The organism is Leisingera daeponensis, assembly GCF_019801465.1.
GTDB lineage: Bacteria > Pseudomonadota > Alphaproteobacteria > Rhodobacterales > Rhodobacteraceae > Leisingera > Leisingera daeponensis_A.
In genome coordinates, this window is the sequence record NZ_JAHVJA010000002.1 from 246,817 (window position 1) to 262,999 (window position 16,183).

Here is a 16,183-nt window from a genome sequence, read left to right on the forward strand (position 1 = left end):
ACGCCCCAAAGCGCTGCTGGACGGGCGTTTCCGGACCGCGCTGAGCCCGCCGGGCACGCGGGTCAGGCGAAGTCCGGCGGGCGTTTCTGCAGCCGGGCGGCGACCGCCTCGATCTGGTCGGGCTTGCCGATCAGCGCCAGCTGTTCGGCGCTTTCGGCCAGCAGCACCTCGGCTTGCGGCGCGCCGCTTTCGGCATGGGCGATCAGCCGTTTGGCGGCACGGACCGCGGAGGGGCTTTTGCCCGCGATGTCACGCGCCAGCTCATTGGCGCGGCTGAGCGGATTGCCCGCGAGTTCGGTGACCAGCCCCCAGTCGAGCGCCTGCTGGGCCGCCACCTTCTCAGCCGTGTAGGTCAGCCGCCGCAGCACGTCTGTGCGCAGCAGCCGCGGCAAGAGCGCCATGCCGCCCATGTCGGGAATGAGGCCCCATTTCATCTCCATCACCGACAGCTGCGCCTCCGGGTGGGCGATGCGGATGTCGGCGCCCAGCGCGATCTGCAGCCCGCCGCCGAAACAGGCGCCGTGGATCGCCGCGATCACCGGCACCGGCACCCGGCGCCAGACCATCGCCACCTCCTGGAACGCGTTGGCGTCGTGGTGGGTGCGCTCCATGATCAGAGTGCTGAGGTCGCGCTGCGCAAAACCGGCCAGCGCCGCCATGTCGAGGCCGGCGCAGAAGCTCTTGCCGCTGCCCGACAGCACCACCGCGCGGGCGTCCGACTCGGCCACCTCCTGCCCGGCTGCGATGATCGCGCCGATCATCTCCTCGTCCAGCGCGTTGTGCTTGTCCGGGCGGGCAAGCGTGACATAGGCGATGTGGTCCTTGTAGCCGGTGGTGACTCTGCTCATGGTGCGCTCCCCGCTGCTGGTCTGCGCTCAGCCTGCCCCGGACGCGTCAGAGTTGCCAGCCCAACGTGGGGGAAGGGCTAGGGCTGCAGCGGCATCCGGGCGAACCAGGGCGAATCGAGGGTCATCACGTAGAGCTGCCCGTCCATCACCTTGCCGCCGGTGGTGACGCCGAGGCGGCCGTCCGGGTCCTGCAGCGTGCGTAAGATGTTGCCCTGCCCGTCCACCTGCATCAGCATGCCGCGGTGGATCGGCGCCGGGCGCACCATCGGGCCGAGGCGCCAGATCAGCTTGCGCAGGAAAGGATAGGGCATCAGTTTTTCGGACGGAACCCGCGGGCTGGCGAAGGCGAGCCAGTAGGTGCCGTCGCCCTGCGCCTCCAGATTATCGGGGTAGCCGGGGAGGTTTTCGAGGAAGACCTCGCGCTCACCCGCCCTGTCCCCCACGAGCCAGAGCCGGTGGACGCGGGCGCGGCCGGTCTCGTTGATCAGCAGGAAGTCCTCCTCCGGCGACAGCGCGATGCCGTTGGTGTAGACGAAACCGGTGGCGATCTTCTCCGCCTGCCCGTCCGGGGTGATCCGGGCCACATACCCGGTGTCCGACTGCTCCCAAATGGTCAGGATCGAGGTCGGCTTGGTGCCGCCCATTGTTTCAGGGTCGAAGCGGTCGGAGGAGTTGGAGAAATAGACGGTGCCGTCGCGGGCCACGTCGAGCTGATTGGCATAGACGATCGGGGCGCCGCCGATGCTGTCCGCCACGGCCTCCAGCGTGCCGGGGCCGGTCCAGCGCAGAATGCCGCGGAAGCTGTCGGCGATATAAAGCGCGCCGTCCGGGCCGGCCCTGAGCCCCAGCGGGCGGCCGCCGAGTTGATCAATCAGGACAGGTTCCGCGCCGCCGATACGGTAGAGATTGCCAGCGAGGCTGGTGGTGTAGATGGCGCCATCAGAGGTCTGGGCGATGTCCTCCGGCCCCAGCTCGCCCTCCGGCAGCCGGATCAGCGCGGCCGCGTCCAGCGCATTGTTTTCCGCATAGGGGCCGGTGAAGCCCGGCGGTGCGGGCGGTTCATAGGCGACAGGGTCCACCGGCACCGGCCAGAACAGGAGGTAGCAGAGGGCGGCGGCCGTCAGGGCCAGGACAATGCGCATGAAAGAATCCCCGTCAAACTGCTGCGCAGACTGCGCGGGCTGCGGAGGCGACGCAAGCCTTGCCGGCGGCGCGCGCTTGCGCTTATCTGCCGCCATGACTGGACCCCGCTACACCCCGCTTGCACAATCCCTGCCCGCCACCGTGCCCTTTGTCGGCCCCGAGACCCAGGAGCGCGCGCGCGGCCATGCCTTTGCCGCACGGCTGGGGGCGAACGAGAACATCTTCGGCCCCTCGCCCAAGGCCATAGAGGCAATGGCGGCGGCGGCGGCGGATATCTGGAAATACGGCGATGCGCAGAGCCATGACCTGCGCCACGCGCTGGCGGCGCACCACGGGGTGGCGCCGGAACATATCCTGGTGGGCGAAGGCATCGACGGGCTTCTGGGATACCTGGTGCGGCTGCTGGTCGGGCCGGGCGACGCGGTGGTCACGTCGCTGGGGGCCTATCCGACCTTCAACTATCACGTCGCCGGGTTCGGCGGGGTGATCCACACGGTGCCCTACAAGGACGACCGCGAGGATTACGAGGCGCTGTTTGCCAAGGCGGCGGAGGTCGATGCCAGGATCGTCTATCTGGCCAACCCGGACAATCCGATGGGCAGCTGGCACAGGGGGGCGGAAATTGCCGCGGCGCTGGACCATCTGCCGGAGGGCTGCCTGCTGCTGCTGGACGAGGCCTATGTCGAATGCGCGCCGGAGGGCACCGCGGCGCCGGTCAGCGCGGATGACCGGCGGGTGATCCGGATGCGGACCTTCTCCAAGGCCTATGCGATGGCGGGCGCGCGGGCGGGCTATGCCATCGGCCACCCGGAGCTGATTTCCGCCTTCAACAAGGTGCGCAACCATTTCGGCATGAACCGGGCGGCGCAGGCGGGGGCGCTGGCGGCGCTGCAGGATCAGGACTGGCTGGCGGAGGTGCTGGCGAAGATCGCGGAGGCCCGCGGCCGGATTGCGAAAATTGCGGAAGACAATGGGCTGCGCGCGCTGCCTTCGGCCACCAATTTCGTCGCCATCGACTGCGGCCGGGACGGAGCATTCGCCAAGGCGGTGCTGGAGACGCTGGTGGATCAGGGGATCTTTGTGCGGATGCCCTTTGCCGCGCCGCAGAACCGCTGTATCCGGGTGAGCTGCGGCCCGGCGGCGGAACTGGACGCCTTTGCCGCCGCGCTGCCGCGGGCACTGGCCGCGGCGCAGGCCGGCTGAAACCTGCCTATCGCCATCTGATCGCGGCAGTTTTACCGGACATTCAACCCTCCCGGACTACCATCGGAAGGTATCACCGGGAGAATTGTCATGCGTGACCCTGAACTGCCGGACGGAATGCCGGATTTCTTTACCGCCGCAATCATGTTTGCCGGCATCAACCTGATGTGGATCTTCTTTGTGGTCTGGGTGATGTACGGGCTGGTGCCGGTGCTGGTGCTGGCGGTGCTGATCAACCATTTCATCACCAGGCTGGACATCAGGCTGAATTCGCAACGGGCCTGAGGGCCGCCGCAGGCTGAGCGCGGGCCGTCAGCGGCCCGCAAGAACCCGTGCGGCCGCATCCAGCGCCCCGGACCCGTGCGGGATGTCCAGCGCGGCCAGGCCGGTTTCGATCCCGCCCAGCAGGCCCATCACCATCTGCCCGTTCACATGGCCCATGTGGCCCAGCCGGAAATAGCCGTGCCAGTCCGGGCTGCCCGGCGGCGCCATGCCGAGGCCGATGCCCAGGGTGAGGCCCAGATTCGCCTGCAGCCATTCGCGCAGCCGGGTGCCGTCCGGCGCCCCGATGCGCAGCGCGGTGACGGCATGGGAGCGCAAGCCGCGCTCTGCAACGTTCAGTCTGAGCGGGCCGGCGGCGCCCCAGGCCTCGCAGGCGGCCCAGATGGATTCGGCAAGACGGGCGTGGCGGTCCCACACGGCTTCGAGGCCTTCGCCGTGGATCATGTCCAGCGCGGCGCGCAGCCCGTAGAGGTGATGGGTCGGCGCGGTGCCGCCGAAATACTGGTAGAACTCGGCCGGGTTGGCGCGCGGTTCCCAGTCCCAGTAGCGGCTGATCCGCGGCAGCGCCGCCCGCGCCGCGGCGGCCTTCTGGTTGAAGAACACGAAGCTGAGGCCCGGCGGCATCATCAGCCCCTTCTGGCTGGCGGTGACCATGACATCGACGCCCCATCCGTCCATCTCGAACCGCTCGCATCCCAGCGAGGCGATGCAGTCGGCCATCAGAAGCGCCGGGTGGCCGGCCTCGTCCAGCAGCTGGCGCAGCCCCGCGATGCCGTTGCGGATCGAGCTGGAGGTGTCCACATGCACGCCGAGGACCGCCTTGATGCGGTGATCCCTGTCGGCGGCCAGTGCCTCGGCGATGCGGGCCATGTCCCAGGGCGCGCGGGTGCCGAAATCGAGCACCTGGGTTTCGATCCCCAAACTGTCCGCCATTTCCGACCAGCCGATGGCAAAGCGGCCCGAGGCAGGCACCAGCACCAGGTCGCCGGGCTGCAGGGTGTTCTGCAGCGCCGCCTCCCAGGCGCCGTGGCCGTTGGCGATGTAGATCGCGGCGTGATGCTGGGTGCGCGCCACCCGGCGCAAGTCCGGGATCAGGCCTGCGGTCATCTCCACCAGGTCGCCCGCGTAGATGTTGGGGGACGGGCGGTGCATCGCCTGCAAAACCTGGTCCGGCACCACCGAGGGGCCGGGAATGGCCAGATACTGACGCCCTGCAGATAGGTTCACCGGTCCGCTCATGCCTGAATATCCTTGCGTGCGCGGGCAGCCGCAGGGCCGCCGCAGTTGATCCATGGCGGCACAGTAGCCGGAACCTCTGCCGGGTCAATTGCTGCCGCTGCGGCGTCACGGCGAATTGCTTGCGCCCTGCTGCGCAGCTGCTTAAATGGCGCAGGAACGACAGGGAAAGGCCCGCAATGACACGAATTTCCCGCCGGGACACGCTGGCATGAGCCGGAAACCGCACAAATCCTCGAAAGAGCTGTTCGGCTGGCTGTGGCGCGGATACCTGCGCCATTACATCGGTCTGCTGGGCATCGCGGTGATCTTCATGCTGCTGGAAGGCGCCACCATGGGCGCGCTCGGCTACATGATGCAGCCGATGTTCGACCTGGTGTTCGTGGCCGGAAATTCCGACGCGCTGGTCTGGGTCAGCCTGGCGTTCCTGGCGATCTTCACCCTGCGCGGCGTGTCCAGCGTCACCCAGAAGGTGCTGCTGAGCAAGGTCTCCCAGACCTCTGCGGCGCATCTGCGCAAGGACATGCTGGCGCGGCTGATCCGCCAGGACCCGGCGTTTCACCAGCAGCACCCGCCGGGGCTGCTGCTGCAGCGGGTGCAAAGCGACGTCGGCGCGATCAACGCGGTCTGGCAGGCGGTGATCACCGGTGCGGGCCGCGATCTGGTGGCGCTGGTGGCGGTGCTGGGCGTGGCTTTCAGCATCGACTGGCGCTGGACATTGATCCTGCTGATCGGGGTGCCGGTGCTGCTGCTGCCAATCTCCACCATCCAGCGCTACGTGCGCAAGAAGGCGTCGCGGGCGCGCGATCTGGGGGCTGATCTGGCAACCCGGCTGGACGAGATTTTCCATGGCATCGTGCCGGTCAAGCTGAACCGGCTGGAGGAATACCAGGTCAACCGGTTCTCCGAGCGCACCGATGAATTTGTCAAATCCGAGGTGAAGGCGGCCTTTGGCACCTCTTCCATCTCCGGCATGACCGACATCATGGCCGGCGTCGGCTTCATGGCAGTGCTGCTCTATGGCGGCAATGAGATCATCGCCGGCGAAAAGACCGTCGGTCAGTTCATGAGCTTCTTCACCTCGATCGGCCTGTCGTTCGAGCCGATGCGGCGGCTGGCCAATATCTCGGGCGTGTGGCAGGGCGCGGCGGCGGCGCTGGAGCGCATCAAGGAGCTGCTGGATGCGCCGATCCTGCTGAGCGAGCCCGCCGCGCCGAAGCCGGCGCCGCAGGGGCTGCCCGCGATCCGGCTGGAAGCGGTGGATCTGAGCTATGGCGATGCAAAGATCCTGCACGGGCTGAACCTGGAGGCCGAGGCCGGCAAGACCACCGCGCTGGTGGGGGCCTCGGGGGCGGGCAAGTCGACGATCTTCAACCTGCTGACCCGGATGGTGGACCCGCAGGCGGGCGCGGTCACCGTCGGCGGGGTCGAGGTGCGCGACCTGAACACCGCCGACCTGCGCGGGCTGTTCTCGGTGGTGACGCAGGACGCGATGCTGTTTGACGAGACCCTGCGCGAGAACATCGTGCTGGGGCGCAAGGATGTCAGCGGCGAGGAGCTGCAGGCGGCGCTGGAGGCTTCGCATGTGGTGGATTTCCTGCCCAAGCTGGAGCATGGGCTGGAGACCCGGGTGGGGCCGCGCGGCTCTGCCCTGTCGGGCGGCCAGCGGCAGCGGGTGGTGATTGCCCGCGCGCTGCTGCGCAATACCCCGGTGCTGCTGCTGGACGAGGCGACTTCGGCGCTGGATGCGCAGTCGGAAAAGGTGGTGCAGGCGGCGCTGGACAAGCTGTCGGGCGGCCGCACCACGCTGGTGATCGCGCACCGGCTGTCAACCATCCGCAACGCCGACAAGATCGTGGTGATGGACCGCGGCCGGGTGGTGGATCAGGGCAGCCACGAGGAGCTGCTGGCACGCGGCGGGCTCTATGCCGATCTCTACCGGCTGCAGTTCCAGGACGGCAAGACGGTGGTGGACACCGCGGGCATTGCCGCGCAGGCGAAACAGCTGCCCGGCGGCGGCAAGCGCGGCCGCAACCGCTGGCTCCGCCGCTTTGCCCGCAAGGTGTTCGGCTAAACAGCTTTGAATGTTTCGCCCGGCTGCCCCCATGGGCGGGCGCATTGGTTCCGCCCGCGGACAGGCGATGCCCTCTCCTTCACTTGCGGTAGGAGTTTGCCAGTTTTTCCGGCGCAGCGCCGAGAAAGTATCTGGCCAAAGTCCACAGGTTCCGCCCGCCGCGGCGCAGCCAGCCTGCGCGCTGGTAGCGCGCGGCGCTGGTCAGCGCCGCGGCGGGCAGCATTGTCAGCCCGCTGAGCCGCTGCGCCAGCGCCACGTCTTCCATCAGCGGCTGATCAGGGTAGCCGCCTGCAGCCTCGTAATCCGCGCGGCGGATCAGCAGCCCCTGATCGCCGTACGGCAGTCCGAACAGGCGCGAGCGCAGGTTGGCCCAGCCCGCCACCCAGGCCGGCATCAGCCCGCGGGCGCGGAAGCGCAGGCGGAAACAGGCGGCGGCACCCTGTCCCTCCTGGAGGTGCCGCGACACTGCCGCGGCCCAGCCCGGCTCCAGATGGGTGTCGGCGTGCAGCACCAGCAGCCACTCCCCCTGCGCCGCCGCGCAGCCCCTCCGCAGCTGGCCGCCGCGGGACGGCGCGCCGCTGATCCATTCGGCGCCGGCGGCCTGGGCAATGGCGCGGGTGGCGTCCGCCGAGCCGCCGTCGCTGATCACCAGCTCGCGGATCAGCCCCGCCGCCAGCCCCTCCATCAGATGCTCCAGCGCCGCGGGCAGTTCTGCCTCAGCGTTCAGGGTGGGGATGACGATGCTGACCGGCGCGGGCATGGCGGCTCCTGAAGCGGATTTGCTGTTTTCTTCCGCCCTGCTTCCTATATCACTGGGCCAAGCAGTGAAACGCCCCTGAGGCATACAGGAGAAAACACATGAGCGACCGCCGCATCCTGCGCCTGACCGGAAGTGACGCCAAGAGCTTTCTGCAGGATCTTGTCACCAGCAACGTGGACCGGCTGAGCGAAGGCCTGGTCTATGCGGCGCTGCTGACGCCGCAGGGGAAATACATCGCGGATTTCTTTCTGGCGGCGGACGGCGATGCGGTTCTGCTGGATGTGGAGGCCTCGCTGGCCGAAGGGCTGCTGAAGCGGCTGAACATGTACCGGCTGCGCGCCGACGTGCAGCTGGAGATCACCGACCTGCAGGTGAAGCGCGGCACCGGCGCGGCACCGGAGGGCGCGCTGGCGGATCCGCGCCATGCGGAGATGGGCTGGCGGCTCTACGGCGCCGAGGGCGGCGATGACGGCACCGACTGGGACGCCATCCGGGTCGCCCACTGCATTCCCGAAACCGGCATCGAGCTGGGGCCGGAAACCTATATCCTGGAAGCCGGGTTCGAGGCGCTGAAGGGCGTCGATTTCCGCAAGGGCTGCTATGTCGGCCAGGAGGTGACGGCGCGGATGAAGCACAAGACCGAGCTTCGCAAGGGGTTGCGCACGGTGGCGGTCGAGGGCGCGGCGCCGGTCGGCACGGAAATCACCGCGGACGGCAAACCGGTCGGCACGCTGTTCACCCAGTCCGGCGGCCGGGGCATCGCCTATTTGCGCCTTGACCGCGCCAAGGGGGAGATGCAGGCGGGGGACGCCCGCGTCACCTGGCACGCGTGACCGGGCTGGCCGAAACGGTTCTTTCTCTGCTGGGCGCGGGCATTGCGCGCAGCCGCCCGCTGCACGGCGGCGACCTGTCGGAGGTGCAGCTTCTTGACCTGACAGACGGCCGCCGGGTGGTCGCCAAGACCGGGCCGCTGGTTGCGGCAGAGGCCACGATGCTGCGCGCGGTCCGGGACGCGGGCGCGCCGGCGCCGGAGGTGCTGGGCGTTTCCGGCCAGTTGCTGCTGATGGAAGCGCTGGAGGAAACCGCAGCCGGCGAAGCGGGCTGGCGGGCGCTGGGGCATTCCCTGCGGCAGCTGCATGCCGCCTGCGGCCCGCACTACGGCTGGGCAGAGGATTACGCCTTTGGCGGCGTTGCGATCCCCAATGCGCCGCTGGAGAGCTGGCCGGACTTCTGGGCCCGCCGCCGCCTGCTGGCAGACCCGGGGGCCCTGCCCCGCGATCTGCGGCAGCGGGTTGCGGCGCTTTGCCTCCGGCTGCCGGAGCTGCTGCCCGCCGCGCCGCCTGCCGCGCTGCTGCATGGCGATCTGTGGAGCGGCAATGTGCTGTTCAGCGGCCCCGAAGCCTATCTGATCGACCCCGCCTGCTACTGGGGGCATGGCGAAGTGGATCTGGCGATGCTGCATCTGTTCGGCGCGCCGCCCGCGGCGTTTCACGGCGCCTATGGCGCGCTGGAACCGGGGCATGCGGCGCGCCGCCCGATCTATCAGCTGTGGCCCGCACTGGTGCATCTGCGGCTGTTCGGCAGCGGCTACCGCAGCATGGTGGAGGCCCGGCTGAAGGTATTGGGCTTCTGACAAGCCTCTGTTCACCTGATTGCGCTAGGGTCGCCGCCGGAATTGCAGAAAGGGTATTTGATGCGTCTGATGTTTGCAGCTTGCGCCGCCGCGCTGGCGGCCTCCCCTGCTTTGGCGGACTACTGGAGCTACAAGGACTGGCATGTCGCCACAGAGCCGCATGAAACGGAACAGGACAGCTATCTGACCTGCCGCGCCTGGACCGGCGGCGATGGCGATCCGCTGCTGGCGCTGGAGGTGTTTTCCGGCGATGCCGGCCCGCCTGCCCGCTACCCGATGGCCAAGGTGCAGGAGTATGCTCCGCGCCATTACCCGACCCTGATGCAGCAGGGCGGCACGGTGGATTTCATCTTTGACTTTGACCGGACATTCTCCTTCGCGGCCGGGATCAATTCCTGGATCAGCGAGGAAGGGCTGGCCGAAGCCGAAAGCGCGCTTCGGTTTCAGGACCATCTGCCGATGCTGCAGGCAATGAAACAGGGCCGCTGGGTGGAGATCTGGGCCGGGACCGACATGTTTTATGAGGCGTCGCTCAGCGGCTTCACCGCCGCCTACGGCAAGATGATGGATGAATGCGGGTTTGACCTGGCGCTGCCTGCCGGGTGATCCTGCGGCGTCTGGGCGAAGCTTTCCGAAAACTGTTGCGCAAGACTTTTCAGAAAAGTCCCAGGTGCCGTTCCGCCATGGAAAAAGCCGCCCCCGAGGGAGGGCGGCTTTCTGCTTTCCGGGGTGCGTCTTGGGTCAGGCGCGCTCGGAATATTCCATGGTCTCGGTGTTCACCACGATCATCTCGTCCTGGCCGACAAACGGCGGCACCATCACCTTGACGCCGTTGTCGAGGATCGCCGGCTTGAAGGAGTTCGCTGCGGTCTGGCCTTTGACGACCGGCTCGGTCTCGACGATCTTGCAGGTGACCTTCTGCGGCAGGGTCGCGTTCAGCGCCTCGGATTCGTAGAATTCCACCACGATGGTCATGCCGTCCTGCAGGAACGGGCGGCGGTCGCCCAACAGGTCCGCGGGCAGTTCGATCTGCTCGTAGGTTTCGGCGTCCATGAACACCAGCATGCCGTCGCTCTCATAAAGAAACTGCTGGTCCTTCTGCTCCAGGCGGACGCGCTCCACCTTGTCCGCGGAGCGGAACCGCTCGTTCAGTTTGGAGCCGTTGCGCAGGTTGCGCATCTCGACCTGAGCGAACGCACCGCCCTTGCCGGGTTTGACGTGATCGACCTTCACCGCTGCCCAAAGGCCGCCATTATGTTCCAGCACGTTGCCGGGACGGATTTCGTTGCCGTTGATCTTGGGCATGGGAAAATGCCTTTCAGATGGTTGATGATAATTTGCAAGACCCTATATCTGGCGGGCTGATCGCTGGCAAGACAAGGATATGGTGTGAAAGCTGTGCGAATGAGGTATGCGCAATTTGCATGAATGCTATGCATCTGCGCTCTATCCGAATCGTCACAATTCCGCCATAAGCAGCGCTACGCCGAAAATTGCAATAGCAAGAACAACAAGGGATACGAGATGCGAGATTTCGTAGACGGCACCGCTTATAATAACGAGCAAGGCAACCGCGCCCGCAAACTGTTTGCAGCCGTTGTCCTGGCCGCACTGGATGACGCCATCGCCGACGACAAAAAGTACGGCAATGGCCCGGAACAGATCGCCCGCTGGGCGCGCTCGCGCGATGGCCGCGAAGTGCTGTCCTGCGCCGGCATCGACCCGAACGAACGGGTTGTGGAAGGCCTGATGGACTTCGTGGGCCGCGGTGTGCGGACCTCGGTTGCCCTGTCGCGTGAAGAAAGCGAACGCCGCAACGCTGCGCAGGCTGAAGCCGCCTAAAGGCCTCTGCCTGCATGCTGAAAAGCGCGCCCTGACGGGGCGCGTTTTTCTTTTTGCACCCCATCGCTTGCCGCAGCGTCAGCCTGTCGCGCGGCGGCTGCCGCGGGCCGGTTCCGGCACAGCGGCCATGGACGGCGCCGCTTAAGCTGCTATGCAGGCCCGTGACAAACGGGGCGCAGGCAGGGAGTGCAGAATGGCGCGTTCGATCATGATCCAGGGCACCGGCAGCAATGTCGGCAAGTCGCTCATCGTGGCGGGGCTGGCGCGCGCCTATGTGCGGCGCGGGCTGAAGGTGGCGCCGTTCAAGCCGCAGAACATGTCGAACAACGCCGCGGTGACGCCCGAGGGCGGCGAGATCGGCCGCGCCCAGGCGCTGCAGGCGCGCGCCGCCAAACGTGCGCCGCATACCGACATGAACCCGGTGCTGCTGAAGCCCGAGACCGACACCGGCGCCCAGGTGATCGTGCAGGGCAAGCGCCGCGGCAGCCAGGGCGCAGGCTCGTTCCTGCGCGACAAATCCGGCCTGCTGGAGGCGGCGCTGGAAAGCTACCGCCGCCTGGCCGGAGATGCCGATCTGGTGCTGATCGAGGGCGCCGGATCGCCGGCCGAGACCAACCTGCGCAAGAACGACATCGCCAACATGGGCTTTGCCTGCGCGGCTGAGGTGCCGGTGGTGATTGCCGGCGACATCCACCGCGGCGGGGTGATTGCGCAGATCGTCGGCACCCATGCGGTGCTGGAACCGCAGGACCTGGAGCGGGTCGTGGGCTTCATGGTGAACCGCTTCCGCGGCGACCTGAGCCTGTTCGACGGCGGCCGCGATGACATCGCCGCCCGCACCGGCTGGCCCTCGCTGGGGGTGGTGCCTTGGTTCTGGGACGCCTGGAAACTGCCGGCCGAAGACATGATGGACATCGCCTCGCACAAGGGCGGCGCCTGCAAGGTGGTGGTGCCGCAGCTGGAGCGGATGGCGAATTTCGACGATCTGGACCCGCTGGCGGCGGAGCCGGAGGTGACGGTGGAGATCGTGCCGCCGGGCCGCGCCCTGCCCGGCGATGCGGATCTGATTATCCTGCCGGGCAGCAAGTCGACCATCGGCGACCTGAATTACCTGCGCAGCCAGGGCTGGGACATCGACATCCTGGCGCATCACCGGCGCGGCGGCCATGTGCTCGGCCTGTGCGGCGGCTACCAGATGCTGGGCAGGACCATCGACGACCCCGAGGGCGTCGACGGGCGGCCCGGCAAGGTGGAGGGTCTTGGCCTGCTGGACGTGCATACGGTGATGGCGGGGGAAAAGCGCGTCACCCTGACCGAGGCGGTCACCCGCGATGGCAGCCTGCCGGTGAGCGGTTACGAGATCCACATGGGACGCACCACCGGTGCCGACTGCGGCCGGGCCTGGCTCAGCATAGACGGGCGGCCCGAGGGCGCGGCCTCAGCCGACGGACGCGTCAAGGGCTCCTACCTGCACGGGCTGTTCTCCTCGGATGCCTTCCGCGCCAGCGTGCTGGGCGCCCTGGGTCATGAAAGCCAGGCGGGATATGAGGACGGCGTCGAGGAAGTGCTGGACGCGCTGGCCGATCACCTGGAGCGCCACATGGACCTGGACCGGCTGCTGGAGCTGGCGCAGCCGGTGCGGTTCTGACCCCAGCCTAGGGGCACGGCTCCCCATTTTCTCTTGAGCCGGAAGCGAAAATTTCAGCCAGTCCCGTTCACAGCAGATCGTGGGCGGCCAGGGCGCGGTGGATTTCGCGGCGGACCAGCTTGCGCACGTTTCGGGTGATGCGTTCGCCCAGCGGGCCTTGCAGCTCCTCGCGGACGATGCTGGCAACCAGGTCGCGCAGGCTGTCCTCGTCGAGGTAGCTGTCGCCCTCCTCCGCCAGCCTGTCCATCGCCGCGCCGGTAACCGCCTCTTCCACTGCGGTTTCCGCGGATGCCCCGGCGTCTGAACCGCCGCGGTCCGTCCCGTCGCTGTCTTCAGCCGTCTCCCAGGCATCATCGGCCCGGCTGCCGCGGCGTGCCGGAACCGGCTCGTCCCGCCATTCGATGGTGTCAGGCCCGGCACCGGCAAAAGGCGCCTCGGTCTGGCTGTCCGGCTCCCAATGCTGCTGGGCGCGGCCCTGCGCAGCGGCGCTGCGCGCTTCCATCTCGGCGATCTTGCGGACAACCGATGCGGCGCGGGCGCCCGCGGTGCCGGCCGACAGGCCCTCGTCCTTGAGCCGGACCAGCTCGGGCGCCAGGACGATGGGCTCGGGCCCATCGCCGCCTGCGGGCGCGTCACCGCCCCGGCTGGCGCCGGCTGCGGCCGCAAAGAGGGTGGTTTCGGGGTCGCCCCAGGGGGCGTCTGTTTCAGCCTGTTCCGCGCCGGCAGCTTCCGCCGCTGCGGCCGGCCGGGCCTGATCTCTGCCGGCCTCTTGCGCGGCGCCGGAATCAGCCCGCGCCGCGGACGGCTCCCTGTGGTGGCGGAACGCCAGCGGCGGCTCCTGCGCCGCAAGTTCTTCGGGATCCGCCGGGTCTTCGGGGTCTGCCGGTTCCGCGGCATCCCCGGCGCCGGGGATGGCTGCCGGGAACAGCGCTCCGGTTTCAGTCCCGGCTTCCGGGTCAGGCTCCTGCACCTGCTCCGCGGCCGCGCCCGCAACCGGTCCCGAATCCGCCGCAGGTTCCGCCGCCGCTTCCGGCTCTGCGGCAGCGGGCCGGCTGACGGGGGCTTCGGGCGCCTGCACCCGCAGGGCGGGTGTCAGCACCAGCCGCGCCGCCGGTTCCGGCGCCGCGGGCTGTTGCCGTGTGTCTTCGCTCACCAAGCGGCGGATCGAGGACAGGACATCTTCAATCTCGGCGTGGGTAACTGGGTCGGACATTGCTTAAAACCACTCTTGCCTCTTGAGTCAGAGTGTAGCCGCCTTCCCGTCACCGCACAACTGATAGGATGAATTGTCAGTTACGCCCCAAGGCCTTGAGCACCCGGTCCAGGTCCTTGCCGCGCTTGCTGTGCTGGGCCGGCGCGTCCTTGACCAGGTTGTAGTACAGGGTGGGATCGTAGATCTCCACCGGCAGGCCGAGGTGCTCCGCGGTCAGCAGCCCCTGCGCCCGCAGCAGCTGATAGGCCGCCAGCGCCTGGTCGGCCCGGGCATTGACCTGCCCGGTCTGGGCGTCGAGGTACTCCTGCTCTGCCTGCAGCACATCCAGCGTGGTGCGGGCACCGAGGGTCGCCTCCTCGCGGATGCCGTCAAAGGCCACCTTGGAGGCGCGCACCCGCTCAGCCGAGGAGATCAGGGTGGCGCGGGCAGTTTCAACGTTGAAATAGGCGGCGCTGACTGCCTGCTGGACCGAGCGCTGCACGTTGATCAGGGTGCCCCGCTCGGCGTCGGCCGAGGCGATGGCCCGGCGCCGGGTCGCGGCGTTGAGGCCGCCGGTGTAGAGCTGCTGATTGAGCGATAGCGTGGCAGTAAAATCGGAGGACGTGCCGGTGCTTTCATTCAGGTTTTCGCCAACGCCGGCGCGGGCGGTGAAGTTAACGCTCGGGCCCAGCGCCTTGGTGGTGGCCTGCACCAGCAGATCGGAGGCCTTGACCGAAAACTGCTGCGCCAGAAGGTCCGGCTGGTTGCGCAGGGCAATGGACTGCGCCTGTTCGAGGGATGCGCTGCGCGACGGCAGGCGGGGCTGTCCGGCAATGCTGCCCGGCGCATGGCCGACGACCTGCAGATAGGTGGCGCGGGCGGTCCGCAGCGTGCCTTCGGAATCGGTCAGGTTGGCGCGGGCGGCAGCCACGCGGCTTTCGGCCAGCGCCACATCGGTGCGGGTGACCTCGCCGACCTCGAACCGGTCCTGCGCCGCCTTCAGCTCTTCCTGCAGCAGACGCAGGTTGTTGCGGCGCAGCGAGACGTTCTCCTGCCCCTGCAGCACCCCGACATAAGCCTGGACAGCCGCGAACAGCACCTGCTGCTCGATGCTGATCAGCCGCTGCCGCGTGGCCAGCACCAGTTCCTGCGCGGCCTCCTTGCGCAGGCGGGTTTCGCCGCCGTCATAGACCAGCTGGGTCAGCTGAAGCTGGGTGCGGATGTCGTTGTCGGTGAATTCGTTGAAGTTGCCAAACTGGCTGGTGCCGCGGGAATAGGAATGGGTGGCGGAAGTCGTCCATTCGATCACCGGGCGCAGCCGGGCGATGCCCAGCGCCACATCCTCATCGGCGGCGCGCAGGAGCGCCCGGTTCTGTTCCAGCAGGCCGCTGGTCCTGTACGCGCCGATCATCGCGTCGGACAGATTGTCCGCCGCCGCCTTCAGCGGCACCAGCGCCGTGGCCGCCACGCCGCCGGCAAACACAAAAGCCTTGAACACACTCGCCGGAAATTTCATTCGCATCGGTTGCCTTATCTTTTGCCGCGCCGCCAGCCGCGGTGAGTTGTTGCATGCCCCGGGCGCCTGTATCCGCGGCGCCCGGCCAGTCCTTTCATCCGCGGCTGCTGCCGCCGCTGCGCCCGGCCCGGAGGCTCAGAGCGCAAATTCCCGTGCCGCGGCAAAGCCCGGCAGAACCGGCGCGCTGGCGTTGAACTCGAACCGCCAGGAGATCCGGCCGCCGGATTTGTAGCCGATCTTCACCTCACCCAGGGCGCCGGTCACCATCAGCGCGGCAACGCGGCCGCCGTCCTTGAGCTGGTCCAGCAGTGCCGCGGGCAGGTCCTCGGCGCCGCCCTGCACCAGGATCACGTCATAAGCGCCATGCTCCGCTGCGCCTTCGGCCAGCGGGCCGGTGTGCACGATGGCATTGTCGGCGCCGGTCTCGCTCAGCAGCTCCTGCGCGTCCGCCGCCATTGCCTCGTCCTCCTCGACGCCGATCACCATCTGCGCGATCCGTGCGGCAACCGCTGTGGAATAGCCCAGGCCGCAGCCCACATCGAGCACCAGTTCATCGTTCTGCAGGTCCACTGCGTCCAGCATCTTGGCCAGCGTGCGCGGCTCCAGCAGCACCCGGCCGCCGCCCAGCGGCACATTCTGGTCGGCATAGGCCGCCTCGCGCTGCGCGTCCGGCACGAATTTCTCCCGCGGGACCGCCAGCATGGCCTCGATGATCGGGTATTTGGTGACATCCGAAGGGCGGATCTGGGTGTCCACCATCATACGGCGGCGCTCAGTGAAATCTGGCATCTGCTAAACTCATTTGT

Annotated in this window: 16 protein-coding genes; 8 read left to right on the forward strand and 8 right to left on the reverse strand. The window is 67.9% G+C overall.

Going from position 1 to position 16,183, the window contains the following annotated elements; translation table 11 throughout:
* Nucleotides 1-62: 62 nt before the first annotated feature.
* Together KUV26_RS05960 and KUV26_RS05965 are read right to left on the reverse strand one after the other, a co-directional pair.
* Entirely contained in the window at nt 63-848 is a 786-nt protein-coding gene (locus KUV26_RS05960; RefSeq protein WP_222507687.1) for a crotonase/enoyl-CoA hydratase family protein, read from the reverse strand.
* Nucleotides 849-925: 77 nt separating this feature from the next.
* Complete coding sequence (locus tag KUV26_RS05965; protein ID WP_222507688.1) at nt 926-1,990, reverse strand: SMP-30/gluconolactonase/LRE family protein; 1,065 nt, start codon at nt 1,988-1,990, stop codon at nt 926-928.
* Nucleotides 1,991-2,084: 94 nt separating this feature from the next.
* Between KUV26_RS05965 and KUV26_RS05970 the strand changes: the two genes are divergently transcribed.
* Together KUV26_RS05970 and KUV26_RS05975 are read left to right on the forward strand one after the other, a co-directional pair.
* Nucleotides 2,085-3,194, forward strand: coding sequence for a pyridoxal phosphate-dependent aminotransferase (locus KUV26_RS05970; RefSeq protein WP_222507689.1), 1,110 nt, complete (start codon nt 2,085-2,087; stop codon nt 3,192-3,194).
* 90 nt (nt 3,195-3,284) lie between these two features.
* A complete protein-coding gene (locus tag KUV26_RS05975; RefSeq protein ID WP_222504516.1) occupies nt 3,285-3,479 on the forward strand; it encodes a histidinol phosphate aminotransferase in 195 nt (64 codons plus the stop codon).
* Between the two features lie 27 nt (nt 3,480-3,506).
* Here the strand turns inward: KUV26_RS05975 and KUV26_RS05980 are convergent, their stop codons facing one another.
* The gene (locus tag KUV26_RS05980) at nt 3,507-4,715 is read right to left on the reverse strand and encodes a pyridoxal-phosphate-dependent aminotransferase family protein (RefSeq protein ID WP_222507690.1); all 1,209 of its coding nucleotides are present in this window, start codon (nt 4,713-4,715) and stop codon (nt 3,507-3,509) included.
* Between the two features lie 208 nt (nt 4,716-4,923).
* Between KUV26_RS05980 and KUV26_RS05985 the strand changes: the two genes are divergently transcribed.
* The gene (locus KUV26_RS05985) at nt 4,924-6,786 is read left to right on the forward strand and encodes an ABC transporter ATP-binding protein (RefSeq protein ID WP_222507691.1); all 1,863 of its coding nucleotides are present in this window, start codon (nt 4,924-4,926) and stop codon (nt 6,784-6,786) included.
* A gap of 79 nt (nt 6,787-6,865) precedes the next feature.
* Here the strand turns inward: KUV26_RS05985 and KUV26_RS05990 are convergent, their stop codons facing one another.
* Nucleotides 6,866-7,546 carry a TIGR04283 family arsenosugar biosynthesis glycosyltransferase gene (locus KUV26_RS05990; protein ID WP_222507692.1) on the reverse strand — a complete coding sequence of 227 codons (681 nt, stop codon included), beginning with the start codon at nt 7,544-7,546 and terminating at the stop codon, nt 6,866-6,868.
* 98 nt (nt 7,547-7,644) lie between these two features.
* Between KUV26_RS05990 and KUV26_RS05995 the strand changes: the two genes are divergently transcribed.
* The 3 genes from KUV26_RS05995 to KUV26_RS06005 all read left to right on the forward strand — a co-directional run bounded on the left by KUV26_RS05995 (nt 7,645) and on the right by KUV26_RS06005 (nt 9,785).
* A complete protein-coding gene (locus KUV26_RS05995; RefSeq protein WP_222504520.1) occupies nt 7,645-8,379 on the forward strand; it encodes a YgfZ/GcvT domain-containing protein in 735 nt (244 codons plus the stop codon).
* Nucleotides 8,376-9,179, forward strand: a complete 804-nt coding sequence (locus KUV26_RS06000; protein ID WP_222507693.1) for a fructosamine kinase family protein — start codon at nt 8,376-8,378, stop codon at nt 9,177-9,179. The genes KUV26_RS05995 and KUV26_RS06000 overlap by 4 nt, the downstream gene beginning before the upstream one ends.
* Nucleotides 9,180-9,248: 69 nt before the next feature.
* Complete coding sequence (locus KUV26_RS06005; RefSeq protein ID WP_261398801.1) at nt 9,249-9,785, forward strand: hypothetical protein; 537 nt, start codon at nt 9,249-9,251, stop codon at nt 9,783-9,785.
* Between the two features lie 135 nt (nt 9,786-9,920).
* Here the strand turns inward: KUV26_RS06005 and efp are convergent, their stop codons facing one another.
* Nucleotides 9,921-10,484, reverse strand: coding sequence for an elongation factor P (gene efp, locus KUV26_RS06010; RefSeq protein ID WP_174146538.1), 564 nt, complete (start codon nt 10,482-10,484; stop codon nt 9,921-9,923).
* Nucleotides 10,485-10,703: 219 nt separating this feature from the next.
* On the opposite strand from efp, the gene KUV26_RS06015 reads away from it, so the two are divergent.
* Together KUV26_RS06015 and KUV26_RS06020 are read left to right on the forward strand one after the other, a co-directional pair.
* Nucleotides 10,704-11,021, forward strand: coding sequence for a DUF6280 family protein (locus KUV26_RS06015; RefSeq protein ID WP_008556013.1), 318 nt, complete (start codon nt 10,704-10,706; stop codon nt 11,019-11,021).
* A gap of 193 nt (nt 11,022-11,214) precedes the next feature.
* The gene (locus tag KUV26_RS06020; protein ID WP_222507694.1) at nt 11,215-12,669 is read left to right on the forward strand and encodes a cobyric acid synthase; all 1,455 of its coding nucleotides are present in this window, start codon (nt 11,215-11,217) and stop codon (nt 12,667-12,669) included.
* Nucleotides 12,670-12,736: 67 nt separating this feature from the next.
* Here the strand turns inward: KUV26_RS06020 and KUV26_RS06025 are convergent, their stop codons facing one another.
* From KUV26_RS06025 to KUV26_RS06035, 3 genes are all read right to left on the reverse strand, one after another.
* Nucleotides 12,737-13,882, reverse strand: coding sequence for a hypothetical protein (locus KUV26_RS06025; RefSeq protein ID WP_222507695.1), 1,146 nt, complete (start codon nt 13,880-13,882; stop codon nt 12,737-12,739).
* Nucleotides 13,883-13,958: 76 nt separating this feature from the next.
* Nucleotides 13,959-15,383 (reverse strand): TolC family outer membrane protein, encoded by a 1,425-nt coding sequence (locus KUV26_RS06030; RefSeq protein WP_222507696.1) that lies wholly within the window; start codon nt 15,381-15,383, stop codon nt 13,959-13,961.
* Nucleotides 15,384-15,512: 129 nt separating this feature from the next.
* Nucleotides 15,513-16,166, reverse strand: a complete 654-nt coding sequence (locus tag KUV26_RS06035; protein WP_222507697.1) for a protein-L-isoaspartate O-methyltransferase family protein — start codon at nt 16,164-16,166, stop codon at nt 15,513-15,515.
* Nucleotides 16,167-16,183: the final 17 nt, after the last annotated feature.

Excerpts from the sequence above, each read along its gene's own strand:
- KUV26_RS06030 (WP_222507696.1), bottom strand. The coding sequence starts at position 15,383 with ATGCGAATGAAATTTCCGGCGAGTGTGTTCAAGGCTTTTGTGTTTGCC.
- efp (WP_174146538.1), bottom strand. The coding sequence starts at position 10,484 with ATGCCCAAGATCAACGGCAACGAAATCCGTCCCGGCAACGTGCTGGAA.
- KUV26_RS05990 (WP_222507692.1), bottom strand. The coding sequence starts at position 7,546 with ATGCCCGCGCCGGTCAGCATCGTCATCCCCACCCTGAACGCTGAGGCA.
- KUV26_RS06025 (WP_222507695.1), bottom strand. The coding sequence starts at position 13,882 with ATGTCCGACCCAGTTACCCACGCCGAGATTGAAGATGTCCTGTCCTCG.
- KUV26_RS05960 (WP_222507687.1), bottom strand. The coding sequence starts at position 848 with ATGAGCAGAGTCACCACCGGCTACAAGGACCACATCGCCTATGTCACG.
- KUV26_RS06035 (WP_222507697.1), bottom strand. The coding sequence starts at position 16,166 with ATGCCAGATTTCACTGAGCGCCGCCGTATGATGGTGGACACCCAGATC.
- KUV26_RS05985 (WP_222507691.1), top strand. The coding sequence starts at position 4,924 with ATGAGCCGGAAACCGCACAAATCCTCGAAAGAGCTGTTCGGCTGGCTG.
- KUV26_RS05970 (WP_222507689.1), top strand. The coding sequence starts at position 2,085 with ATGACTGGACCCCGCTACACCCCGCTTGCACAATCCCTGCCCGCCACC.
- KUV26_RS06015 (WP_008556013.1), top strand. The coding sequence starts at position 10,704 with ATGCGAGATTTCGTAGACGGCACCGCTTATAATAACGAGCAAGGCAAC.
- KUV26_RS06020 (WP_222507694.1), top strand. The coding sequence starts at position 11,215 with ATGGCGCGTTCGATCATGATCCAGGGCACCGGCAGCAATGTCGGCAAG.
- KUV26_RS06005 (WP_261398801.1), top strand. The coding sequence starts at position 9,249 with ATGTTTGCAGCTTGCGCCGCCGCGCTGGCGGCCTCCCCTGCTTTGGCG.
- KUV26_RS05995 (WP_222504520.1), top strand. The coding sequence starts at position 7,645 with ATGAGCGACCGCCGCATCCTGCGCCTGACCGGAAGTGACGCCAAGAGC.
- KUV26_RS05980 (WP_222507690.1), bottom strand. The coding sequence starts at position 4,715 with ATGAGCGGACCGGTGAACCTATCTGCAGGGCGTCAGTATCTGGCCATT.
- KUV26_RS05975 (WP_222504516.1), top strand. The coding sequence starts at position 3,285 with ATGCGTGACCCTGAACTGCCGGACGGAATGCCGGATTTCTTTACCGCC.
- KUV26_RS05965 (WP_222507688.1), bottom strand. The coding sequence starts at position 1,990 with ATGCGCATTGTCCTGGCCCTGACGGCCGCCGCCCTCTGCTACCTCCTG.